Here is a 21,285-nt window from a genome sequence, read left to right as displayed (position 1 = left end):
CGTATCAGCGGCCCAAGAACTCGAGGGCTACAGGGACGAACCTGTCATGGAACTGGAAGATGCCGCCGTGTCCGGAATCAGGGTAGATGACCAGTTCGCTGCCCGGAATCCGACGGTGCATGTCGCTTGAAAGCACAGAGGGCACCATGCGGTCGTTGTCGCCGTTGGCGATCAGGGTCGGCTGGGTGATGACGCCCAGATCGGCCGACGGCGACAGCCCCCACCGGCGGATCGCTTTCAGTTGCGTCTGGAAAGCGCTGAGCTTGATGGGTGCCTCGCGATTAGTGGTGCGTTCCTTGAGTCGGTTAATGAAGGCCCGGGCGGCAGGCTTACCGGTGGCATTCCTGTTGAAGAACAGGAACTCCTTGGGATCCTGCCGGGTGAGGCTGCCCCGGAGAACGTCGTAGTACGTGGTTCCCATAATCTTCTGAATGCCTTCTCCACCGGCAGGGCCGGTACCGGCGAGAACCAGCTTGCGCACCAAACCGGGGTGCTTGAGCACCAACGACTGCGCGATCATGCCACCGAGCGAGAAGCCGAAGAGATCCACCTGCTGATATCCGAGAGCTTGGATGAAGGTGGCGGCGTCGTCGGCCATGCCGTCGATGCTGTCCGGAACGGTGCCAGTGGACGCGCCTACTCCTCGGTTGCTGAAGGTGATGACGTGGTGCTTCGCGGCGATGGGGTCGATGATGCGCGGATCCCAGTTGTCCATGGTCCCGGCGAGGTGAATCAGGAAGACCACCGGAACCCCGCCCTTGGGCCCCATTTCCCGGTACGCGTACGTGACTCCGCCTGCCGTTACGGTCTTAGCGGGTACTTGCAAATATGACTGTTCTTCACTGCTCATGATGTTCGTCCTGTCCTGTGGTTGTTGCTGGCTAAAGGGTTTTGGCTAAAGGTGGCTGACAACGGTCTTGCCGCGGACGCCGCCCTTTTCCATGGCAGCAAGGACATCGGCCGTCTGATCGAACGGCACCACCCGGCCAAGGACCGGCTTGATCTCCCCCGCATCGATAAGTCCCGCAATGCGGCGAAGCTGGTCGCCGTCCGCACGCATGAAGAGGAACTGGTAGCTAACGCCCAGGCGGCGGGCCTTGCGGCGGATACCCGAGCTCAGCAGGGTCGTAGCACCCAGCAGCACAGGGTTTCCGCCCAGCTGCCGAGCAAAGTCTGCGTCCGGCGGACCCGCGATGCCGATGGCTTTGCCACCCTTTTTCAAGACCTTCAGGGACCGTTCCAGGTTCTCGCCACCGAGGCTGTCCAGAACGAGGTCGTAGTCGTGAAGGATCTCCACGAAGTCCTCGGCGCGGTAGTCAATCACTACATCAGCGCCCAGCTCACGGACAAAGTCTTTGTTCCCGGCGCTGACCGTCGTCGCTACGGTTGCGCCCAGGTACTTGGCCAGCTGGATGGCGATTGAGCCTACTCCCCCGGCACCGGCATGGATGAACACCTTCTGCCCAGGGCCAACGTTTCCGCGCTCCACCAGCGCCTGCCACGCGGTCAAGGCCACCAGCGGAAGCGAGCCCGCTTCTTCCATGCTGATGGTGGCCGGTTTGATGGCCAGGTCTTCTTCGGCCACCGCGATGCGCTCCGCGAACGTGCCGATCCGGTGGTCCCCTGCGCGAGCGAAGACCTCGTCGCCGGGCGTGAAGGACCGCACCTTCGGCCCCACCTGCAGGACCACGCCAGCGACGTCGTGACCAAGAACCTGCGGCAGTTTGTACGGGAGGATCTGCTTGAACTCCCCTTGCCGGATCTTCTCGTCCAGCTGGTTCAGGCCGGCCGCGTGAACCTCCACCAACACATCGTGATCGCCGAGCACAGGCTCAGGAACGTCAACCTGCTGCAGTGGTTTCTTGTATTGGCTAAGGACGAAGGCTTTCATAAGGGGTCTCCCATGCTTGATTTCTGACTTAACTCAATTATGAGCCTACTCAGTTATTTAAGCAAGGGAAGCTGCGGACCTCTCCCGTCGGAGAGGCCCGCACGCTACCCCGGGAGACGGCGCCGGTAAGACTGCTGAGCCCCATTTAGACGACTCGCTGCGTATAAGACGGTAGGAAACGTCGAATACGCAGCGAAACATCGAAATGGCCGGCCTGAAGCGTTACGTCGCCGGCTTCCGCCACATCGCTGCGAGCACCAGCACCACGGCACTGAGCCCCAGCATCACCAAGACCATCAGTCCCCAGTTGGCCTGGTTCACGCCCGGGCCGTAGAACACGCCGATCAGCACCGTCGCCGTGATCGCGCCAAGGTAGCGGCAGGTCTGGAAAATCCCGGCGGCCACTCCGCGCTCTTCGGGCCGGGCGGAAACGTAGAGACCCTGATTGGATGCTGTGCTGACCACGCCATACGGCACACCCATCAACGCGGTGAGCACGAACACCAGCGGCGCCCACAGCGTCAGCGTCAGCGCACCCAGCGTGCCCGCCGCAGCAGTAAGAATCAGAACGCCGGTGATCAATACAGGCCGCACGCCGTACCGCTCGATGAACCGCACCGTCAGCGGCGTCACCACAACCGACAACGCCGCAAGGGGCAGCATCAGCAGGCCTACTACGCCGGCGTCGTAATGGCCAGCTTCCTGCAGCAACTGCGGAAGGCCGAAGAACGCAAAATAGTAGACGCCGCTGAAGACGATAAACAGCAAGTAGACCAGCAACAGCGGACGGTTCCGCCCCAGCAAACGCAGATCCAGGAATGGCGGACGGAAGCGCAGCTCACGCCAGGCGAAGAGCGCCCCGATCACGGTAGCTGCGGCCAGGAGGTGCCAGCGGTAGCCCGGCATGACGTTCAAGAGCGCCATCATCGCAAGCATGAGCGAGGTGACGAAGGCCAAGATGCCGGGGATGTCGGAATCGCGGAGCAGCGTCCCCAAGGAACCGGTCTCGCGATGAGCGTCCGCGGGCGCCGTCTGCCGAACCACGATCATGGCCAGCAAAGCGATAGGCACGTTGATCGCGAACAGCGCCTGCCACCCAACAAGGCTCACCAGCAGTCCACCCACTACTGGTCCGACAGCAGCGGCAGAGGTGTTGGCCATCTGGATCCGGCCCAACGGCCGCGTGGACGGCAGGTTGGCCAGCCGGCTCAGTTCGGTGACCATCACGACGGCGGACGGGTACGCCGTCGCGGTCCCGACAGCCATCAGTGCGCGGGCCACGCAGACGAGCGCGAAGTTGGGCAGGAACGGGGCGATCGCGCAGGTGACTGCGACCAACGCCATGCCGAACATGAACAGTCGGCGGGGGCCGAAGCGGTCCGCGAGCCTGCCCATCAAAGGCTGCCCGGCGGCGGATGCGAGGTAGAACGACGTGATCACCCAGGTGACCGTGGCGACGTCCAGCGAGAAATGCTCCCGCAGCACCACCAACGCAACGGCGATCATGGATGAGTTCAGCGGGTTCAGCGCCGTCCCCAGGCTCAAAGCAGCAATCGCGAGGCCGGGGCGGGGTTTGTTGACGGTCACCCGTCTAAGTCTGCTCCATGGTTGCCTCGGGTCACGAAGTGGGGTCACAGGGCGGACCATCAACTGCCTGCTGTCCCAGGTATCCGATATGGCGAATACGGGATTTAGGGCCAAGCAAGAGATTGCCGGCGTTACTCCTCGAAGTGGGTTGTGATCTTACCCGAGGAAACGGCCGCGATGATGGACCGGGCCAGGTGCCGCAGCTTGATGTTGCGGTTGCTCGAGGCGGTGCGGAGGATGGTGAACGCCTCTTCCTGGCTGCAATGGTTTTGGGCCATGATGGCGCCCACCGCAAGGTCGATGACGGTGCGCGACTGCATCGCGGCGGCGAGGTCGTTCCGGGCATCGCTGAGCTGGGCGATCTTCAACGCAAGGCGAAGCGACTTGGCAGCGTGCGACGCGAAAACCTCTGCCCTCTCCACGTCGTCCGGGCCGAAAGCGTGGGTGCGTTCCGAGTAGAGGTTCAGTGCGGCACGGGTGTCGCCTTCAACCAAGAGCGGCACACTCAGGATGGATGCGAGGCCCTGCTGTGAAGCGGCTTCGACATAGTCCGGCCAGCGATGCTCGCTTGCGAGATCCGGGACCAGGACGGACGTGAGCTTATCCATGGCCGTCAAGCAGGGGCCGTCATACTCGCTCTGCAATTCATCCATGACGCGGGCGCGCTCATCACTGCTGGCCGCCGTGGCTGATTTCTTTCGGCGCAACACCGTGATCCCGGAGAAAACGGGGTCGGTTCCGTGGGAGAGGCTCTCGGCGGAGAATGCCGCTAGATCTGTGAGGAACGCCTCGACATCTTCGCTGCCGAGGACCAGATCGAGGAAGTATCCGTTGCGGAGAGCTTCCTGCTCGGGGCGTGGGTTAGACATATGAGACGTTCCTACTGACTGAAATGCGTCCCCAGCAGACAGCAAAGGAGCGAAAATTGCCGCCCTCTGCAAAACGGTCTGGGAATACCTTATCGCCCAACGAACGACGGTACAAAGTTCAGCCCGTGACGGCTTGACCTGCACAGACACGACCCACTTACGGCCTTCCTGTCAAGTCAGTGCAGGGTGTCGCTTTGTGCAACAACTAAGTAGGCTTACTATGTGAGCCGGGTTCGATACCGGACCATTTCTGCAAAGGAGTCATCTCATGGGCGTCGAAGACAGCATCCGCAAGGCCACCGAAAATGCGATGGAAGATCTAGCGAACACCTCCAAGCCGGTGAACGACCAGCAGGTTCCCGAGCCGGGCGAGAAAGACGACGATATCCAGGTCCACTCCTCCATCAGCGAAGGTTCCAACGCCATGGACGAGGACCTTTCCCCCAAGCCCACGGGTCGCCGTCGCGCGCCGGGGGAACCCGACGGCGGGACTCGCGCCGCGTCATCGGATTCCGACGGCGGAACTCACCGGGGCGACGACGCCGCCTCTGACGCCACGTCCGAAGCCTCCTCGGGAGACGTCGCAGGCCCAGCCGGCTTGCCCAGCGGCGACCCCGACGACCTGCGAGCAGACCCCTCCGAGGGCAGCGGCGACCCCTCAACCAGCATGGGCCGGGGCTAAGCGTATTCTGGCCACGGCTGATCGCAGTCCGTAGGCTGTGGGCATGCTCCCCCACCCCACCGACCGGCTGCGCTTCCGCGAGATGACACCGGATGATCTCGACGCCATGAGCGCCATGCTGGGCGACCGCGACGTCATGACGTATTACCCGGCACCGAAATCCCGGGACGAAGCAGCGGCCTGGATCGAATGGAACCAGGCGAACTATGCGCAGCACGGCTATGGACTCTGGATCGTGGAAACGTACGCCGGCGACTTCGTCGGAGACTGCGGGCTGACATGGCAGAAGGTCAACGGTAGGTCCGAGCTTGAGGTTGGCTACCACGTCCGTCTGGACCTCCAAGGCCGGGGTTACGCCACGGAAGCAGCTACGGTCTGCCTTGAATATGCGCGGGACGTGGTCGGCGCGAGCTCACTTGTCGCCATCATTCATCCCGAAAATGCCGCCTCCCGCCGGGTCGCTGAACGGATCGGCATGCGCCACATCGAGGACGACACGGACGGGCCGGTAACCCGAACCGTGATGGGTGTGCAGCTGGGTTAGCTACCGCTTCCGGACTGCCCCATCAAGCGAACCGAACGTCCGTGTCCGGGTCCTTGTGGGCGTCCAACATCCCGGCGATCTTCCCTTCCAGCGCCGCGACCGTGGCCTCGGGAAGCACGATCAACCCGTCGAGTTCCTTGCGTGCACGCTTGTAGGCAGTCTGACGTTCGGCAGGGGTCGCTGCGGTGTCTTCGGCAATGCGCAGCAGCTTCCTTGCCGTGGCCAGCCGTTGGCGTTCGGGGCCGCTGAAGTTGCCGTCCTTGATACGTCGGGCTTCGCGCTCGGCGACATCGAAAGCCAGTTCAAAGTTGTGGACCGCCGCACGATATTCGGCGAGCCGGGCCGGCGTCGTGATGTCCTCTGGCGCTGCGGGCCGCAAGCCGTCGGCTTCTTTCTTGGCTTTGAGGAAGGCGACCGTGAGTGGTTCGCGAACATCGGTCATAAGGGGGAAATCGATGAGGTTGCCGACATCGAGTTCGTAGTCCAGCCACCGGTGGTTCACGGAATCGTGGGCGACTATCAGCGAGACCACTTCGGCCTGGTTGGCTTCCTCGTGCACGGCGAGCTGGTTCTTCAGCTTGAGCAACTCCACCTTGCGGCGGTGGCGTTCTTCGCTGGCCTTGGACCACGACCGCGCCCAGCCACCAGCCATGACGCCAATGGGAAAGATAAGCCACCAGTAATGACCAAGGAAATCGAAGAGGGGTTCCACCGCTCCATCCTCCCACCGGCCCGGACGGGCACTCAACACGACGGGCACTCAACAGGACAGGCCGCCGTACCCTCTCGCTACTATTCCCCTATGGACCAGCAACTGCACTTCATCACGTTTGCCACGCGGGACCTCGACGCCGCCCGCGCGTTCTACAAGGTTGGCCTCGGGTGGGACCCGCTCATGGACGTCCCTGGCGAGATCCTCTTCTTTCAGGTTGCGCCGGGCCTGATGCTCGGCCTGTTCGACGCCGAAAAGTTCGATCAGGACCTCAACAACGCCACCGCCACCTCCGGAGTCAGCGGGGTCACGCTCTCCCACAATGTCGGCAGCGCGGCGGAGGTCTCCACCACCATCGATGCCTTGGTGGCTGCTGGCGCCACGGTGGTGAAACCCGCCCAGGCCGGTGCGTTTGGTGGCATCTTCCATGGCCACGTGAAGGACCCGAACGGCATCGTCTGGGAAATCGCGCACAACCCCGGTTGGAAAATCAACGACGACGGCACGGTGGTTTTCGGATGAGCACGCCAACGTCAACGGAGGACGTCATCAACAACAGCGAACGAGTCCAGTTCGATACCTTCCTGGACGAACACCGTTGGGCGCTGAACGCCAGTCTCGAGGGGCTCACCGAAGAACAGGCACGACGGCGGCTGGTCCCCTCGCGAACCACCCTGCTGGGTTTGGTGAAGCACGCCACCTTCGTGGAAAAGGTGTGGTTCGACGAAGCGATCTCTGGCAGGTCCCGCGCGGACATTGGCATCCCGGCGTCGCCTGACGAGTCGTTCATCCTGGATGACCAGGACACCGTCGCCAGCATTCGGGCAGCCCATGTGGAGGCGTGCGAAGCATCCAGGAGAGCGGCGGCGCAGCTGAGCTTGGACGATCTTGTCCTCGGAAACCGCCGCGGCCCACTCCCGCTGCGGTGGGTGTACCTGCACATGCTGCGGGAGCTCGCGCAGCACTGCGGGCATGCGGACATTCTGCGCGAACAGATCACCCACGCCGACGCGTAGGCCGAATCGAGTTCCACCCAAAACCGTTGACACGTGACCAAACAGTCACCTATTCTGAAGCCATGGACACCGTGTTCAAAGCGCTGGCAGACCCCACCCGCAGGGAACTCCTGGACGAACTGTTCCGCGAGGATGGCCAGTCTGCCTCGGCGCTCGGAGCCCGCTTCGAGATGACCCGTTTCGGCATCGCCAAGCACCTCAAACTGTTGGAAGATGCAGGGCTGGTGGTTACCCGCCGTCGTGGTCGCGAAAAACTACATTTCCTGAACCCGGTTCCCATCCGCCTCATCCACGACCGCTGGGTGAGCAAATTCGCAGAACCATGGGCCGCTGCACTCAGCGACCTCAAATCAAGATTGGAAAGTCCCATGGAAAAGATCTTCGAGATTTACATCAAGACCACGCCGGAGCGGTTGTGGGAGGCCATCACCAACAGCGAGATCCGGAGCAAGTACCAGTTCGGAAACACCTTGACCTCGGACTTGACTCCGGGGAGCCGCTTCGAAATGCGGAACCCCAAAGCGGATGCGCCCCTCGGCGAGGGAGAGAACATCGAGGTTGATCCTCCGCGCCGGCTCGTCCAGACCATGACCGCGCTGTGGGGCGAGGATGTGAAGGCCGAGGGCACGTCACGGATCACCTGGGAGATCGAACCCGTCGGCGATTCGTGCCACCTCACCGTCACGCACGATCAACTCCGCGAGGGCGCCAACGACCAACTCTACGGCGGCTGGCCCATGATCCTTTCAGGCTTGAAGACCTGGCTTGAGACGGGCGAAACACTCACCACGCCCGGCTCTCTCATGTACGCGTAGGCGGCCTAAGCGACCGTAGCTTCAGTAAGCCACGCCGCCTGCAGTGTGCCCAGCAGGTGTGGAGCGAAGTCCTCCCCGATGGACAGCACCACCCGGCACCGCGCACCGCGTTGTTCCGGGAACCCGGCGTATTGGCCACGGAGGTCGCAGACCGTCTGACCGCGGCCGGGTCCGTCCGTGGTGTCCACCTGGACGCGAACGGTGGGAGCCAAGGCAAGCTCCACTCCCCTGACGGCGATGGCCGCGGCGAGGGGATCGTGCATTGCCGAGCATGCCCGGCCGAAAATGTCGACGTAGAAGCCGAAGTAGTAGCCCAACATTTCACCGAGGGCCTGCGAAACCGGGTGTTCGGTCGCGAGCAGCTCCTGCCGGTGGTTTTCCTCCAGGACATTGGTCATGGTGACGTCCAAGGGCACCATGGTGACGGTCCAGTCGGCGGCCAGAACCTCGGCGGCAGCTTCGGGATCATTGGCAATGTTCGCTTCGGCCACGGGCGTGATGTTGCCCGGGGCCAGCGCGGCGCCGCCCATAATGGTGATCTCCGCGACCAGTTCCGGCAGTTTCGGTTCCAGTCGCAGGGCCTCGGCGATGTTGGTCAGCGGACCGATGGCGACCACCCGCAACTCCCCCGCGTGCTGGTGGGCCAGCTGGACCAGCAACTCTGCCGCCGAGGCCGTCATAGGCTCACGATCAGAGGGCGCCAGGTCCACCCCACCGATGCCGTTGTCGCCGTGGACGTGCGGAGCGCCCCCATGGAACGTGCCCACTTGGGGATCGTGCGCGCCGATGGCCACGGGGATGTCCGGGTGGCCTGCCAGGTTCAGCAGATCCAGGGTGTTCCGGGCCCCGCCGGCTGCACTGACGTTGCCACTCACGGTGCCGATACCCACGAGCTCCGCCAACGGGGAGGCGAGGAGGTACGCGAGGGCGAGGGCGTCGTCGATGCCGGTATCGCAGTCGAGGAAGAAGGGTGCGGGCTGGGTCATGATCTCTCGTTTCAGGTGTAGCGGACTGTAATGAATCGGCGGCGGGCCGGGATGCGGGAGGTGCTGCCCGGCGTCGTGCGTTAGATCTTTTCGCCCTTCGGCGCTGCGATGAACAGGCTAACAATGAAAGCCAGCGCTGTGATGGAAACCGAAATCCAGAGGGCCGTGGAGTATCCGGCCGCAGTGCCCAAGCCGGCGAACGGCGCAACAATCACGACGCCGAGGCTCGCCCCGATGCCGAAGGACGCTCCGTTGATACCCGGCAGCGCGGCGGGTGCTTCCTTGGGCGAGAGCAGGACGGACAGGCCGTTGATCGCGGTGAGGAAGAAGCCGTTGTAGAAGATGCCCAGCGCCGCGATGGCGATGAGGACTGCGATCTGGTTCTGCGCAAACACCGCGGCGATGATCGCGCAGGTGAGGCTGGTGGCGGTGCCCACGCGGACGGTCTTGATCCAGCCGCGACGGTCGGCGATCCAACCGGCCAGCGGTGCAGCGAACACACCGATCAACGCGGCGGGAGTGAGGAACAGGAGCGCCGCAACGGACGCGGAGAGGCCGAAGCCGTTTTCCTTGTCCTGGCTCAGCAGCACCACGGTGAAGTTGATGATGGCGAAGATGCCGGCAAGCGTCAGCACGGTGGTGGCGATAACGGGCCACACTTGGCGCGAACGGAGGTGGTGGACTGCAACCAACGGGGTTTCGCGCTTCTTTTCGATGAGCCAGAAGGCCGCGAAGGACGCGATGCTGCCAGCCAGCAAGCCGAGGGCTGCCGGTGAGGTCCAGCCTGCGGAGGAACCCGTGGACACGAAGTACGTGATGAACACCAGGAACACGGACAGCGAACCCGCTCCCCACCAGTCCATCCGGCCCGGAGCGACGGCGGACTTGCCGCCCGGGACCACTTTGATGACACAGACGACGGCGATCGCGGCCAGTACCAGCACGGCGACGAAAATCGACTGGAAGCCCAAAGTCTCTGCCATGAGCCCTCCGAAGTAGCCATCCACACCACCCACGCCACCGTTGATGGCCGCGATGATGCCAATGGATGTGCCGAAGAGCCGTGCGGGCAGGTACTCGTTCAGGACGATGTAGGAGAGCGCGAAGATGGCGCTCGAAACACCCTGCATGAAGCGGCCGGCAACCAGCAACGGCAGGCTCGGCGCGAAGATGCAGAGCACCGTACCCGCTCCCATGATCGCCAGGACCAGGAGGAGCGCGTTGCGGCGACCGATGAAGTCACTCCAGCGCCCAATGACGGGACCGGAAATGGCACCGGCCAGGAAGAACATGGACTGCACCTGGGCCACAGCTTCCGGGGATTCGCCGAAGAAGGAGCCGATGTGGGGCAGGGCCGGGGTGATCATGCTGGCGTTGAGCTGAAAGGCCAGGACGGCGAGCACCAACGTGGTGATCAGGAGCGCAGCGGCCTTGCCCTGGACGCGACCCGCGTCGGGCGTCGTGCCGGCTGCTGCGGCGTCGGCTGAGGTCGGGGAATGCGGGTCCACCGTCTTCGTGCCTGTGGTGTTGGGGATGTTCACATCAAACTCCTTTGTCCGAGGGCGCGGGGCGACGCCACGAGATGTGAGTTGTTATACAAGCATGTATTACGAGCTTGTGCAACCTGTCACATCGATCCGGTACAGTATCGGTAACCCATCCCAAGTGAGGCACCCTTGACCGACAACGCCGTCAAATTCCTGTCCCGACCCATCGCCACCCAACCAGGGCAGCCGTTGCGCGTCGCGGCCTACTCCCGCATCGCCGAGGCCATCAGGACCAAGGTCCTGCCGCCTGGCTCGTTGCTTCCCACGGAGACGGAGTTGGGCACCATGATGGACGTCAGCCGTACCGTGATCCGGGAAGCACTGATGCTGCTGGAAGAAGACGGCCTCACCCGCGCCCGCCGAGGGGTGGGCCGCTTCGTGGCAGATTCACTGCCACGGATCGGGATCGAACACATCCGGCCCTTCGATCAGCTACTTGGTGGCCCGGACCAGGACATCCAAGTTAAAAGGGTGGCCGCCATCAAACAGCCCGCCTCGGAATTCGTGGCACCGGGTGTGGGCGTGGAGCCGGCCCAGGACGTCTGGTTCTGGGAAAGCGTGCTCATCCGCGACGGCGAACCCGTGGCCCACCTGCAGGAAAACGTGTCGCAGGAAATACCCGAAGCCGCTCCCCTGACAGAGGCCGCGGAAGCACCAACACTTTCTGCCTCCACGCTGCTGGAAGTACTGGGCGGGCTACCCGGCGTGACCCTTGGCCCCGGCGAATGCGAAATCAGCCTCAGCACTGCAGGTCCAAGCCGAGCCAAGCTACTGGGACTCCGCCCGTCCGATCCCGTACTGGTCCTCACCCAGTACGTGCGCCGGAACGGCTCCCCGTTCTACCTCGCCAAATGCCTCGTGGCCGCCAAGGCCGGGCACCTTTCCGTCATCCAGTCCTCCTGAAACCTTCCCGAAAAGGACCTCCCATGAGCACGCCCGTTCAGTCCTCCGCGCCCACACTCACTGTGGTGGGCAGCATCAACCTCGACATCACGGCCACCGCCAGCCGGCTCCCCTCGCCGGGCGAGACGGTGGGCGGAGCTGTCCTGCGGCAGCAACCCGGCGGCAAGGGCGCCAACCAGGCAGTCGCCGCAGCCCGGCTCGCAGGCAGCTCCCGCATGGTGGGGGCCGTCGGCCAGGATGACGCCGGGCGGACACTTCTGGACGCAATGGCGGGTGCCGGCGTCGACGTTCGGGACATCGCCGCAGTGGACGAAGCCACAGGAACCGCGCTGGTGCTGGTGGACAGCGACGGCGAAAACCAGATCGTCGTGTGCCCCGGCGCCAACGCGTCCGTGAGCCTGGGCGACGTAAGTTTCGGCGATGACGAGGCCGTGTTGTGCCAGCTCGAAGTGGACCAGGAAGTTGTCCTCGAGGCAGCACAGGCCACCAAAGGATTCTTTGTGCTGAACGCAGCCCCCGCGGCACCCATCCACCCTGAACTGCTGGAGCGTTGCGACCTGGTGATCGTGAACGAGACCGAATATGAGTTGATCCCGGCCCTGAAGAACGCTCCGTTGGTCGCCGTCACGTACGGTGGCGACGGCTCGGCGATCTTCGTCGACGGCGAACGCGTTGCCGAAGCTCCTGCCGTGCGTGTCACGGACATAGCCAACACCATCGGAGCTGGGGATGCCTTCTGCGCCGCACTGGTCCTGGCCCTGCAAACCGGGCTCGACTACGCTCACGCGCTGGCCGCGGCAAATGCTGTTGGCGCGGACGCAGTGCGTGATGCTTCGTCCCAGCCTGCGCTGAAGTCACTGGAGCACTACATCGAGGCGACGCGCCAGCCCGCGTCAGGTTCCGCAGCCAGATAGCCTGCCGATTGCGTTTTGGCCGATGTTATCGAGGCTCATCGCTCTCGGCTGCTACGATTGCTACGGAGGCTAACCATGACAACTATTCCGCACCGCGAACTGCGCAATCAAAGCAGCAAGATACTCGAACGCGTCAAGAACGGTGAGGTCATCGACGTCACCAACAACGGCGAGATCGCCGCTACCCTCATTCCGCCGTCTGCATCTCCGTTCGAGCGTCTCCTTCGAGCTGGCAGCGTACGGCCCGCCTCCGCCTCGCCGGTCGACTACCGGATCCTGCCGCGGGTTCAGAGTGAAATGTCCACGGCCGAGATTCTGGCCGATCTGCGTGGCGATCGGTGATCGTCTACGCCGATACATCCGCGATTCTGAAGCTTGTGGTGGAGGAACGCGAATCCGTGGCACTGGCCGCCTACCTCTACGACGTCCGCGAGGCCGGAGGTCATTTAGTGACGTCGATGCTCCTCTATACCGAGCTTCATTGCGCAGCACGCCGCCGCAACCTGCCCTATGACCTAGTCAACGACGTCCTGACGGGCATCAATCTGGTTGATGTCACCCGCTCGGACCTGATGTACGCCTCAGCCCTGCCCGGGCAACTTCGGAGCGCAGACGCAATCCACCTCGCAACCGCCATCAGATTGCAGGCGGACGCGGTGGTGGCCTATGACCAAGAACTCCTCATGGCTGCGAAGGAGTCCGGGCTCATGACTGCGTCACCGGGAAATTAGCGCTGCTACCCAACGATCCGGAAGTCGTCGAACTCCCCGGTGGCCTCGGAAACCTGGAAGTCGACGTTCTCCACCCGACCCGGGGCGTTCGAGGAATGGAGCCAGCTCGTGAAACGCTCAACACGTTCCACGGACCCCTCGGCCACGAGTTCCACCGAACCATCCGAAGCGTTCCGCACGGTCCCTGTGAGCATCAGTTCGTCGGCCTTCCGGGCTGTCCAGTAGCGAAAACCCACGCCTTGCACCACGCCCGAAATGCGCGCGGTAACCCGGATCGTGTCAGCTGCCATGGACCCACCTTAACGAGTCCCGCCCTTGTTGGTCACGCACCCCGTACAACGGGTGGCGTCACGAACAAGGGCGGGATCCAGCAAACGGAAGAACTAGCCGACCACGATGTCCCGGGTCACGTGGTTGTACGTGATGGTGACGGGACCGCCGTCGTGGTTCAACTCGTGGTTGGCACCGTCGCGGGCGCCGAACGCACCGTAGTTCTCGTCCCACGAACGGTTCAGGGCGATCTTGTAGGTGTAGTGCCCTGCCGGAAGATCAGCCGTCAGCGTCCACACCTGCACCAAGGGGTTGAATTCCATCTGGGCTTCGTCGTACTGCGGCGCCCAGTCCTCGGGTGCGCCCAGGATAGTGTTGAAGTCGCCCGCAACAGCGACGGCATCGGGCTGCGGAACGGTCTCGACGGCGGGAGCCGCCGCAGCTTTCGACGGCGCCTTGCGCGGTGACTTCTTCGCGGCCGGCTCAGCCTTGGCAGCAGCCGCCCTAGCTTTGGGGGCCGAGACCTTTGCAGCGGCAACCTTCGGCTCAGCCACTTCATCAGGAGCCGCCTTCTTGGCTGCAGCGCGTTTGGTTGCTGCCTTCTTCGCCGCAGGCTTCACAGGCGGGGCGGTCGGAACCGGAACGTCGGCTGGTACCGGAGTTCCGGCGTCGAGCGCTGCCGCGAAAGCCGCCACATCAGGGAATGCGACTGTGGCGCGCAAGCCGTCCTCGGGAATGGTCCACCCGGACCGGCCCTTGACCAGCCACCCGGCCTTGACCAATTTCGCCGAAGCCGACGTCAGGGTCTTGTGGCCGCGGGGAATACCGCCGCTCAGGAGCTCGGCTTCGTGATCGTTGAACGGAACGCGGGCGATCGCCTCGGCCAACACCTCCCCGGCGTTCAGCGAAGTTCCGGCCCACACGCTCTCGGCGAGGATGTCCAGTACGGCCTTCAGACGAAGGTTGGTGTTCTCGGCGGTGTTCGCGCCCATGCTTCTCCTTCAACGGTGGTTACTCCACAGCAGTTTGCCAATGATTTGTTAATTCCCACGACTGCTGAAGGTAAACACCGTGTGTCGTGACCGAGTGTGACATCACATTCGCCGCAACTGATCTACGGGTCTCGGCTGCCGGGCCCAAGCGAGCCTCAGGGGTGCGGCACGGAAGCCTTGACCCACTCCGTAACCTCGTCCAACAGCGCCGCTTTGCGGGCGTCGCTGGCGAACGAGGACCGGATGGAGTTCGCGGCCAGGGTTGCCTGCTCCGGTACCGAGAATTCCAGGACCTTGACCAACTGCTCAAAGTTGTCATCCACGTACCCGCCGAAGTAGGCGGGGTCATCTGAATTCACGCAAACGTTCAAGCCGATGGCGAGCATTTCCGGGAGCGGATGGTCAGCCAGCTTGTCCACCGCACGCAGGCGCACGTTGGACAGCGGGCAAACGGTCAGCGGCACCTGCTCGGCGACGAGCCGCTGCACGACGTCAGTATCTTCCATGCAGCGGATGCCGTGGTCGATCCGTTCGACGTGCAGGACGTCCAGCGCCTCGGTGATGTACGACGCCGGTCCTTCCTCGCCCGCGTGCGCGATCCTCCGCAGTCCGGCCTCGCCGGCGCGCTGGTACAGGCGTTCAAATTTCGACGGCGGGTTGCCCACCTCTGCGGAGTCCAACCCGATGCCGGCGATGGGTGCGTGCATGGCCAGGAGCTGGTCCAGCACCTCAAGGGCCGAATCCTCGGACATATCCCGCAGGAAAGCTGCAATCAGGAGGGTCGAAACGCCGAAGTCCTCTTCCGACGTAGCCAAGGCGTTGGCCACGCCGTTCATGCAGGTTTCCAGGGCAACGCCGCGGGAGACGTGGGCTTGGGGGTCCATCATGATTTCCGCATGGCGAACTCCCCCGGCTGCCGCCCGCTCCAGGTAGGCGCGGGTCATGTCGGTGAAGTCCTGCTCGGTCTGCAGGACTGCCATGTTGGCGTAGTAGAGGTCCAGGAAGGACTGCAGATCGGTGAACTCGTACTTTTCGCGGAGTTCCTCGATGTCTTCGTACGGCAGTTCGATGCCGTTGCGTTCGGCCAACGCAAAGATGAGCTCTGGCTGGAGGGTCCCTTCGATGTGCAGGTGCAGTTCGGCAACCGGGGGCGCCGTGGTCGTCGTTTTCTCGCCAAAAGTTTCCACCCGACAACTCTAGGCCCCATCGGCGCACGTGTCCCGGAGCACTCAACTTGGTTCTCACGCCCGGCACCCTCAAACTGAAAGGATGCAGACTTTCCTCCCCTTCGCCGATTTCCGTGAGAGCGCCGCGGCGCTCGACACCTCAAGGCTCGGCAAACAGCGCGTCGAAGCACTCCAAGTCCTCCGCGCGCTGGTGATCCCGGAGTACGGTTGGCAGTCACACCCGGCCGTGCGCATGTGGATGGGCCACGTCCCGGCGCTCACCCTGTACGGCTTGGCGATGGCCGACGAGTGGATGGAGCGGGGCCACCCGGACAACACGCGCACCAATATCGCGGAGTTCGCACCCCAGGCCGCCCACCCGGACTACGCCTCCAGGATCATCATGCCGCCATGGCTCGGACACGAGGACCTGCACCTCAGCCACCGCTCCAAGCTGATCGGCAAGGACCCCAAGTTCTACACGCAGCTGTTCCCCGGCACCGACGAAAAGCTGGAATACGTGTGGCCGGAACCCAAGCACGAGTTCCACCCCGAGGAACCCGAAGAGGACAGCCTCTGGATCCTTCGCGCCCCGGTGGAGGAAATCCGTCCCGAGCAGCTCACCACGGTCAGCATGCCCCCGCACGGGAAGTCTAAGCCCGTTTCGGACACCGACGATTACGAGTTCGTGTACGCCGAGGAGAAGTCCCGCAGGCAGGTTGGTGGGCCCAAGAAGCGTCCCGCCGCGCCGAAGGAGAAGAAGCCCACCCGCAAGCGCCAGGCCCAGGATCAGGCGTTCAACACGCTTCCCGGCAAAACCGAGGTTGCTGTCCCGTTCGACGGCGGCCAGGTCTTCGCCGTCGGCCTCATCCAGGGACGCCCCATCACCGTTGACGGACGCTTCGCCCGCAACTTCGAAGTCACCAACGTGATCAAGCGCTCCGATTTCGACTACCCGGCGCTCCTGCAGGATCCCCGCGTGTTCTTCCGGGTCCCGGCGCCCGCGCTGTAGCGTTTGCTGGTTCACGACGGCGGCAGCCGGGTTCCGTAGCTAGGGGACCTGACTGTCGCCGTCGCTTGTTTGTGAGACGGTGGAGGCACGCAGCTAACCGGGGAGGGCCATGGATTTCCAGCACATCATCGAAGCAGTCGGCCGGTACATGGACTTCGCCGGGGTGGCGGTGATGGTGATCGGCGCCTTGGTATCCATCCCCATGGCCCTCCGTGGATACCAACCCAAACGCGCCAGCGGCCTGGAACCGTTCTCCCCGTACCGCGCCTACCGGCAGTTGTTGGGCAGGTCCATCTTGCTGGGCCTGGAACTGCTGGTGGCCGCCGACATCATCCGAACCGTCGCCGTCACCCCCACCTTCGAGAGCGTCGGGGTATTGGCGATCATCGTGCTGATCCGGACTTTCCTGAGCTTCTCGCTGGAACTGGAAATCACCGGGCGTTGGCCGTGGCAGAAAGAGAAGACGTCGTGACTGGGCCTTGGGTTGCGGACATACTTGGTAACGGCTTTGAGCAACAGACCTTGGAGCTCGACGGCGGCGCTGTCGCCACTTTGGTGAGGTACGTTGGCGCCACTTCCCACGCGCAGCCTGACCTGGACGGTCGCAGTTTGGACGCCGATGTCCTCTACGTCCACGGCTGGTCCGACTACTTTTTCCAACGCCACGTGGCCGAGTTCTGGCACAGCGCCGGCGCGCAGTTCTTCGCCTTGGATCTGCACAACTATGGCCGCAGCCTCCGGCCCGGACTGGTTCCAGGGTTCGTTACCAGCCTGGACGACTACGACGCCGACATTGACGCAGCGCTGGAGGCCATGGGCCGTTCAGGCGCTTCGGAGCGGCCACTCATTCTGTTGGGCCACTCCACCGGAGGACTCACCCTCAGTCTCTGGGCTGCCCGCCACCCTGGCATGGCTTCGGCACTTATCCTCAACAGTCCTTGGCTGGAGTTCCAAGCTACCGAGCTCGGCAGACGCGCGATCGCGCCCTTGGTGGGACTCCACGCCCGGCTTCATCCGTTGGCACCGCTGCCACCGGTGGACCCGGGCATCTACACGCGGGCCGTTTCCGCTGCACTGGATGGCGAGTGGGATTACAACCTTGAGTGGCGGCCGGACCGCGGATTCCCTCTCACTCCCGCGTTTCTGGACGCGGTGTTCCGTGGACAGGCGACTGTCGCGGCCGGTCTGGGCATCGACGTTCCGGTGCTGGTGATGCTCTCGGACAAGAGCTACCTGCAGCCGAAATGGTCCGCGGACGCCCTCACCGCGGACGTTGCCCTCAACGTCGACGCCGTAGCCCACCGGTCACTTTCCCTGGCAGATACAGTCACCATCAGCCGGCTGCCTAACGCGCTGCACGATATCTTCCTGTCGCCCGAACCCATCCGGCGGGAAGCCTTTGCGCGGATCGTTCGCTGGCTTCCCGCAGCGCTGCAGCCACACGAAGCAACATTGGGGAACGCCAGGACCGCAGGCGCGTAGCCCACGAGTCCCCCGTCCAGACAGAACCCAGCCCTTGTTCGTCAGCCTCACCGTAGAACGGCAAGGCACACAAACAAGGGCGGGATTTGTGGGCGGGCGAGGCCTACTTCCCCAGTCCTGCCCGGCGCAGCGCCTCGGCCATTGCCGTGTTGGCGGGAGCGGACGGGGCCTGCTGGGGCTTGCCTTGCTGCGGCTTTCCCTGGCGCTGACCGCCCTGCTGGGGGCGACCCTGGTTACCCCGGCGATCGCCCTGACCTCGCTGACCGGGCTGGCCGGCACGCTGGCCCTGCGGACCGCCAGGACGCTGGCCATCACCTGAAGAACGCCCGCCGGAGGTGCGGCCGCCCCCGGTGCCGGGTTCGTCGTCGAGCCTCAACGTCAGTGAGATGCGTTTGCGCTCGGGATCCGCCTCAAGGACCTTGACCCTGACCACTTGGCCGGACTTCACGATCTCGCGCGGATCCGACACGAACTTGTTGGACAGGGCCGAGACGTGGACCAAACCGTCCTGGTGCACTCCCACGTCCACGAACGCGCCGAACGCGGCAACGTTGGTAACAGTGCCCTCCAGGATCATGCCTGGCTTGAGGTCGGAGATCTTCTCGATGCCTTCGGAGAACGACGCCGCTTTGAATGCCGGCCGGGGATCACGGCCCGGCTTCTCCAGCTCGGACATGATGTCCTTGACCGTGGGAAGGCCAAAAGTGCCATCAACGAAAGCCTGCGGATCCAAGGCCGTGGCGGGCCCTCCGCCGGCGGCGACCAGGATCTTACGGGCCACCGAGTACGCCTCGGGGTGAACGCTGGAGGCGTCCAGGGGCTCCGCTCCCCCGGTAATACGAAGGAATCCTGCGCACTGTTCGAAGGCCTTCGCGCCCAGGCGCGGCACCTTCTTGAGGTCGCTTCGCTTGGCAAACGGACCATTCTCGTTCCGGTAAGCCACGATATTTTCGCTGAGCAGCGGCCCGACGCCGGCCACCCGGCTGAGCAGCGCCGGGGAGGCAGTGTTGACGTCCACACCCACGGCGTTCACACAGTCCTCCACCACGGCATCCAATGAACGGTCCAGCTTCGCGGCGGTGACATCGTGCTGGTACTGCCCCACACCGATGGACTTCGGTTCAATCTTGACCAGTTCCGCCAGCGGATCCTGCAAGCGGCGGGCAATGGACACAGCCCCACGCAACGAAACATCCATCCCCGGAAGCTCGGAAGCTGCGAGCGCGGACGCGGAGTACACCGAGGCTCCGGCCTCAGACACCACCAGCTTCTGGATTCCCTTGGACCCGGCTGCCTCGAGGGATTTGATGAGCTCGGTTGCCAGCTTGTCCGTCTCGCGGGAAGCCGTTCCGTTGCCGATCGCCACCAGTTCCACGTTGTACTGTTTGGCGAGCCGGCCGAGGGTGGCCAGTGCTTCGTCCCACTTCTTTGCGGGCGCGTGCGGGTAGATGGTGTCGGTGGTGACCACCTTGCCGGTTCCGTCTACTACCGCGACCTTCACACCGGTCCGCAGTCCAGGGTCCAAGCCCAGCGTTGCGCGGTTTCCCGCGGGGGCGGCCAGGAGGACGTCGCGCAGGTTGGCGGCGAAGACGCGCACGGCCTCGTCCTCAGCGTCCGCGAACATGCGACCACGAAGGTCCGTTGTGAGACGGTCCAGGATACGTCCGCGCCAGGCAAGCTGAGCGGTCTGTGTCAGCCAGGTATCGGCGGGCCGGCCCTGGTTGGAAACTCCCAGGCACTTGGCCACAGCGTTCTCGTACCGGCCGCGGGCGGCGGCCAGGGCGTCGTCATCTGCGGGGTCGGCTTCGGCGAGGTCCAGTTCAAGGACGCCGTCCTTCTCACCACGCAGGAGTGCCAGCACGCGGTGCGACGGCATCCCCGACGGCACCTGGGTGAATTCGAAGTAGTCCTTGAACTTCTGGCCCTCGGCCTCCATGCCTTTCTTCACGCGTGACACCATCCGGCCCTGCTTCCAGAGCCGTTCGCGGAGGTCCTCAGCCAGGTCCGCATCCTGCCCGACGCGCTCCACCAGGATGGCCCGCGCACCCGCAAGCGCCGTGGTGGCGTCCTCGATGGAGTGCTCGGCGTTCAGGTATTTGGCGGCCTCGGTGCTGGGATCCAGCTGCGGGTTGGCAAGCAGGGCATCAGCGAGTGGTTCCAACCCGGCTTCGCGGGCGATCTGGGCTTTGGTGCGGCGCTTGGATTTGAAGGGAAGGTAGATGTCTTCCAGCCGCGCTTTGGTGTCAGCACCGACGACGGCGGCTTCCAGTTCCGGGGTCAGCTTGCCTTGGGCGGCAATCGCCTCGAGGACGGACTTGCGCCGTTCTTCCAGTTCCCGCAGGTACCTGAGGCGCTCCTCAAGGTCGCGGAGCTGGGTGTCATCGAGCGTCCCGGTGACTTCCTTGCGGTAGCGGGCGATGAAGGGAACGGTGGATCCGGCGTCGAGCAGTTCCACCGCGGCTTTGACCTGCCAGGCTTTGACGCCGAGTTCCTCGGCGATCTGGGTGTGGATGGCGGAGTCGGCTGACTGGTGTTGGAGATTTGAAGTCACCATGACAGTTTGCCTCACCCGGCCGACAGTTTCAGGTCCGGCATCCTGCGGGCCTATCCCTGCGGCCCGGTTAGTGGTGTAGTTGGAGCAAAAGACGGGCCGCGAGGCGTTCCCCCGGAAGGGGTGCCTCGCGGCGGCTGGGGATGGTGACAGGCTGCCCGCGATAGGCGGGGCCTAGTGGGCCATGTGCTCCTTGGCGGAGATGTGCTCCACCATTTCACCGAGGCGATCTTCCGCGTAGTGGTGGCGGGCAATGTCGCCCTGGCTGATGATGCCCACGAGTTTGTGGTCGCTGATGACCGGCAGGCGCCGCACCTGATGTTCTTCCATCATGGCAATGGCGTCGTCGACGTTGGCATCCGCGTCAACCCAATGGGGCTTGCCTGTGGCGAGGTCCCCGGCACGGACTTCCCGGGCGTCCTTACCCTCAGCCAGGCACTTGACCACAATGTCGCGGTCGGTGATGAAACCAGTGAGCTTGCCGTCCCGGCCGCAGATGGGAAGTGAGCCGCAGTCCAGGTCCCTCATCAGCATGGCGGCATCCTGAAGAGTTTTATCCTCTTCGATGCACTGGCAATCCGTTGACATGAATTCACGTACGACACTCATGGATCC

At 63.9% G+C, this 21,285-nt stretch carries 24 protein-coding genes; 12 read left to right on the top strand and 12 right to left on the bottom strand.

Going from position 1 to position 21,285, the window contains the following annotated elements:
- Positions 1-4: 4 nt before the first annotated feature.
- From QRM57_RS06755 to QRM57_RS06740, 4 genes are all read right to left on the bottom strand, one after another.
- A complete protein-coding gene (locus QRM57_RS06755) occupies positions 5-850 on the bottom strand; it encodes an alpha/beta fold hydrolase (protein WP_284986029.1) in 846 nt (281 codons plus the stop codon).
- A gap of 45 nt (positions 851-895) precedes the next feature.
- A complete protein-coding gene (locus tag QRM57_RS06750) occupies positions 896-1,891 on the bottom strand; it encodes an NADP-dependent oxidoreductase (RefSeq protein WP_284986028.1) in 996 nt (331 codons plus the stop codon).
- 222 nt (positions 1,892-2,113) lie between these two features.
- Positions 2,114-3,478, bottom strand: a complete 1,365-nt coding sequence (locus QRM57_RS06745; protein WP_284986027.1) for an MFS transporter — start codon at positions 3,476-3,478, stop codon at positions 2,114-2,116.
- A gap of 131 nt (positions 3,479-3,609) precedes the next feature.
- Positions 3,610-4,347: a GAF and ANTAR domain-containing protein gene (locus tag QRM57_RS06740; protein WP_257368819.1), complete on the bottom strand. Its 738-nt coding sequence runs from the start codon at positions 4,345-4,347 to the stop codon at positions 3,610-3,612.
- A 268-nt stretch (positions 4,348-4,615) separates the two neighbouring features.
- Here QRM57_RS06740 and QRM57_RS06735 point away from each other — a divergent pair, with 268 nt between their 5' ends.
- Both QRM57_RS06735 and QRM57_RS06730 read left to right on the top strand, forming a co-directional pair.
- Positions 4,616-5,029: a hypothetical protein gene (locus QRM57_RS06735; RefSeq protein ID WP_284986026.1), complete on the top strand. Its 414-nt coding sequence runs from the start codon at positions 4,616-4,618 to the stop codon at positions 5,027-5,029.
- A 43-nt stretch (positions 5,030-5,072) separates the two neighbouring features.
- Positions 5,073-5,573, top strand: coding sequence for a GNAT family N-acetyltransferase (locus QRM57_RS06730; RefSeq protein WP_284986025.1), 501 nt, complete (start codon positions 5,073-5,075; stop codon positions 5,571-5,573).
- A 22-nt stretch (positions 5,574-5,595) separates the two neighbouring features.
- Here the strand turns inward: QRM57_RS06730 and QRM57_RS06725 are convergent, their stop codons facing one another.
- Positions 5,596-6,285, bottom strand: a complete 690-nt coding sequence (locus QRM57_RS06725) for a P-loop NTPase family protein (RefSeq protein WP_284986024.1) — start codon at positions 6,283-6,285, stop codon at positions 5,596-5,598.
- A 90-nt stretch (positions 6,286-6,375) separates the two neighbouring features.
- Here QRM57_RS06725 and QRM57_RS06720 point away from each other — a divergent pair, with 90 nt between their 5' ends.
- From QRM57_RS06720 to QRM57_RS06710, 3 genes are all read left to right on the top strand, one after another.
- A complete protein-coding gene (locus tag QRM57_RS06720) occupies positions 6,376-6,807 on the top strand; it encodes a VOC family protein (protein WP_284986023.1) in 432 nt (143 codons plus the stop codon).
- The gene (locus QRM57_RS06715; RefSeq protein WP_284986022.1) at positions 6,804-7,301 is read left to right on the top strand and encodes a DinB family protein; all 498 of its coding nucleotides are present in this window, start codon (positions 6,804-6,806) and stop codon (positions 7,299-7,301) included. The genes QRM57_RS06720 and QRM57_RS06715 overlap by 4 nt, the downstream gene beginning before the upstream one ends.
- Before the next feature lie 62 nt (positions 7,302-7,363).
- Positions 7,364-8,116 (top strand): ArsR/SmtB family transcription factor, encoded by a 753-nt coding sequence (locus tag QRM57_RS06710; RefSeq protein ID WP_284986021.1) that lies wholly within the window; start codon positions 7,364-7,366, stop codon positions 8,114-8,116.
- Positions 8,117-8,121: 5 nt separating this feature from the next.
- On the opposite strand, the gene QRM57_RS06705 is transcribed toward QRM57_RS06710, so the two are convergent.
- Together QRM57_RS06705 and QRM57_RS06700 are read right to left on the bottom strand one after the other, a co-directional pair.
- Positions 8,122-9,102 (bottom strand): nucleoside hydrolase, encoded by a 981-nt coding sequence (locus QRM57_RS06705; RefSeq protein WP_284986020.1) that lies wholly within the window; start codon positions 9,100-9,102, stop codon positions 8,122-8,124.
- Between the two features lie 80 nt (positions 9,103-9,182).
- Positions 9,183-10,643: an MFS transporter gene (locus QRM57_RS06700; RefSeq protein ID WP_284986019.1), complete on the bottom strand. Its 1,461-nt coding sequence runs from the start codon at positions 10,641-10,643 to the stop codon at positions 9,183-9,185.
- A 135-nt stretch (positions 10,644-10,778) separates the two neighbouring features.
- Between QRM57_RS06700 and QRM57_RS06695 the strand changes: the two genes are divergently transcribed.
- From QRM57_RS06695 to QRM57_RS06680, 4 genes are all read left to right on the top strand, one after another.
- Positions 10,779-11,552, top strand: coding sequence for a GntR family transcriptional regulator (locus tag QRM57_RS06695; RefSeq protein WP_235519098.1), 774 nt, complete (start codon positions 10,779-10,781; stop codon positions 11,550-11,552).
- 23 nt (positions 11,553-11,575) lie between these two features.
- Positions 11,576-12,466 carry a ribokinase gene (locus QRM57_RS06690; protein WP_284986018.1) on the top strand — a complete coding sequence of 297 codons (891 nt, stop codon included), beginning with the start codon at positions 11,576-11,578 and terminating at the stop codon, positions 12,464-12,466.
- Positions 12,467-12,541: 75 nt separating this feature from the next.
- Positions 12,542-12,808 (top strand): type II toxin-antitoxin system Phd/YefM family antitoxin, encoded by a 267-nt coding sequence (locus QRM57_RS06685; RefSeq protein WP_284986017.1) that lies wholly within the window; start codon positions 12,542-12,544, stop codon positions 12,806-12,808.
- Positions 12,805-13,197, top strand: a complete 393-nt coding sequence (locus QRM57_RS06680) for a type II toxin-antitoxin system VapC family toxin (protein WP_284986016.1) — start codon at positions 12,805-12,807, stop codon at positions 13,195-13,197. The genes QRM57_RS06685 and QRM57_RS06680 overlap by 4 nt, the downstream gene beginning before the upstream one ends.
- A gap of 5 nt (positions 13,198-13,202) precedes the next feature.
- On the opposite strand, the gene QRM57_RS06675 is transcribed toward QRM57_RS06680, so the two are convergent.
- The 3 genes from QRM57_RS06675 to QRM57_RS06665 all read right to left on the bottom strand — a co-directional run bounded on the left by QRM57_RS06675 (position 13,203) and on the right by QRM57_RS06665 (position 15,646).
- Positions 13,203-13,487: an acylphosphatase gene (locus QRM57_RS06675; protein ID WP_284986015.1), complete on the bottom strand. Its 285-nt coding sequence runs from the start codon at positions 13,485-13,487 to the stop codon at positions 13,203-13,205.
- 93 nt (positions 13,488-13,580) lie between these two features.
- A complete protein-coding gene (locus tag QRM57_RS06670; protein ID WP_235519093.1) occupies positions 13,581-14,459 on the bottom strand; it encodes a pullulanase X25 domain-containing protein in 879 nt (292 codons plus the stop codon).
- A gap of 155 nt (positions 14,460-14,614) precedes the next feature.
- The gene (locus QRM57_RS06665; RefSeq protein WP_284986014.1) at positions 14,615-15,646 is read right to left on the bottom strand and encodes an adenosine deaminase; all 1,032 of its coding nucleotides are present in this window, start codon (positions 15,644-15,646) and stop codon (positions 14,615-14,617) included.
- Positions 15,647-15,728: 82 nt separating this feature from the next.
- On the opposite strand from QRM57_RS06665, the gene QRM57_RS06660 reads away from it, so the two are divergent.
- The 3 genes from QRM57_RS06660 (at position 15,729) to QRM57_RS06650 (ending at position 18,119) form a co-directional block, all read left to right on the top strand.
- Positions 15,729-16,637: an MSMEG_6728 family protein gene (locus tag QRM57_RS06660; protein WP_284986013.1), complete on the top strand. Its 909-nt coding sequence runs from the start codon at positions 15,729-15,731 to the stop codon at positions 16,635-16,637.
- Positions 16,638-16,746: 109 nt separating this feature from the next.
- On the top strand, positions 16,747-17,109 hold the full coding sequence (locus QRM57_RS06655) for a DUF1622 domain-containing protein (RefSeq protein ID WP_235519090.1): 363 nt from the start codon (positions 16,747-16,749) through the stop codon (positions 17,107-17,109).
- Entirely contained in the window at positions 17,106-18,119 is a 1,014-nt protein-coding gene (locus QRM57_RS06650; RefSeq protein WP_284986012.1) for an alpha/beta hydrolase, read from the top strand. The genes QRM57_RS06655 and QRM57_RS06650 overlap by 4 nt, the downstream gene beginning before the upstream one ends.
- A gap of 103 nt (positions 18,120-18,222) precedes the next feature.
- On the opposite strand, the gene QRM57_RS06645 is transcribed toward QRM57_RS06650, so the two are convergent.
- Both QRM57_RS06645 and QRM57_RS06640 read right to left on the bottom strand, forming a co-directional pair.
- Entirely contained in the window at positions 18,223-20,673 is a 2,451-nt protein-coding gene (locus QRM57_RS06645) for a Tex family protein (protein ID WP_284986011.1), read from the bottom strand.
- Positions 20,674-20,844: 171 nt separating this feature from the next.
- Positions 20,845-21,279 carry a CBS domain-containing protein gene (locus tag QRM57_RS06640; protein ID WP_235519087.1) on the bottom strand — a complete coding sequence of 145 codons (435 nt, stop codon included), beginning with the start codon at positions 21,277-21,279 and terminating at the stop codon, positions 20,845-20,847.
- Positions 21,280-21,285: the final 6 nt, after the last annotated feature.

This window comes from Arthrobacter sp. fls2-241-R2A-172 (assembly GCF_030208885.1).
In the GTDB taxonomy this organism is placed as follows: domain Bacteria; phylum Actinomycetota; class Actinomycetes; order Actinomycetales; family Micrococcaceae; genus Arthrobacter.
Note: the sequence above shows the minus strand (reverse complement) of the source record. Positions and strands in the feature narration are given on the sequence as shown.

Excerpts from the sequence above, each read along its gene's own strand:
- QRM57_RS06690 (WP_284986018.1), top strand. The coding sequence starts at position 11,576 with ATGAGCACGCCCGTTCAGTCCTCCGCGCCCACACTCACTGTGGTGGGC.
- QRM57_RS06735 (WP_284986026.1), top strand. The coding sequence starts at position 4,616 with ATGGGCGTCGAAGACAGCATCCGCAAGGCCACCGAAAATGCGATGGAA.
- QRM57_RS06705 (WP_284986020.1), bottom strand. The coding sequence starts at position 9,102 with ATGACCCAGCCCGCACCCTTCTTCCTCGACTGCGATACCGGCATCGAC.
- QRM57_RS06685 (WP_284986017.1), top strand. The coding sequence starts at position 12,542 with ATGACAACTATTCCGCACCGCGAACTGCGCAATCAAAGCAGCAAGATA.
- QRM57_RS06645 (WP_284986011.1), bottom strand. The coding sequence starts at position 20,673 with ATGGTGACTTCAAATCTCCAACACCAGTCAGCCGACTCCGCCATCCAC.
- QRM57_RS06670 (WP_235519093.1), bottom strand. The coding sequence starts at position 14,459 with ATGGGCGCGAACACCGCCGAGAACACCAACCTTCGTCTGAAGGCCGTA.
- QRM57_RS06710 (WP_284986021.1), top strand. The coding sequence starts at position 7,364 with ATGGACACCGTGTTCAAAGCGCTGGCAGACCCCACCCGCAGGGAACTC.
- QRM57_RS06655 (WP_235519090.1), top strand. The coding sequence starts at position 16,747 with ATGGATTTCCAGCACATCATCGAAGCAGTCGGCCGGTACATGGACTTC.
- QRM57_RS06730 (WP_284986025.1), top strand. The coding sequence starts at position 5,073 with ATGCTCCCCCACCCCACCGACCGGCTGCGCTTCCGCGAGATGACACCG.
- QRM57_RS06755 (WP_284986029.1), bottom strand. The coding sequence starts at position 850 with ATGAGCAGTGAAGAACAGTCATATTTGCAAGTACCCGCTAAGACCGTA.
- QRM57_RS06660 (WP_284986013.1), top strand. The coding sequence starts at position 15,729 with ATGCAGACTTTCCTCCCCTTCGCCGATTTCCGTGAGAGCGCCGCGGCG.
- QRM57_RS06715 (WP_284986022.1), top strand. The coding sequence starts at position 6,804 with ATGAGCACGCCAACGTCAACGGAGGACGTCATCAACAACAGCGAACGA.
- QRM57_RS06740 (WP_257368819.1), bottom strand. The coding sequence starts at position 4,347 with ATGTCTAACCCACGCCCCGAGCAGGAAGCTCTCCGCAACGGATACTTC.
- QRM57_RS06640 (WP_235519087.1), bottom strand. The coding sequence starts at position 21,279 with ATGAGTGTCGTACGTGAATTCATGTCAACGGATTGCCAGTGCATCGAA.
- QRM57_RS06675 (WP_284986015.1), bottom strand. The coding sequence starts at position 13,487 with ATGGCAGCTGACACGATCCGGGTTACCGCGCGCATTTCGGGCGTGGTG.
- QRM57_RS06750 (WP_284986028.1), bottom strand. The coding sequence starts at position 1,891 with ATGAAAGCCTTCGTCCTTAGCCAATACAAGAAACCACTGCAGCAGGTT.
- QRM57_RS06720 (WP_284986023.1), top strand. The coding sequence starts at position 6,376 with ATGGACCAGCAACTGCACTTCATCACGTTTGCCACGCGGGACCTCGAC.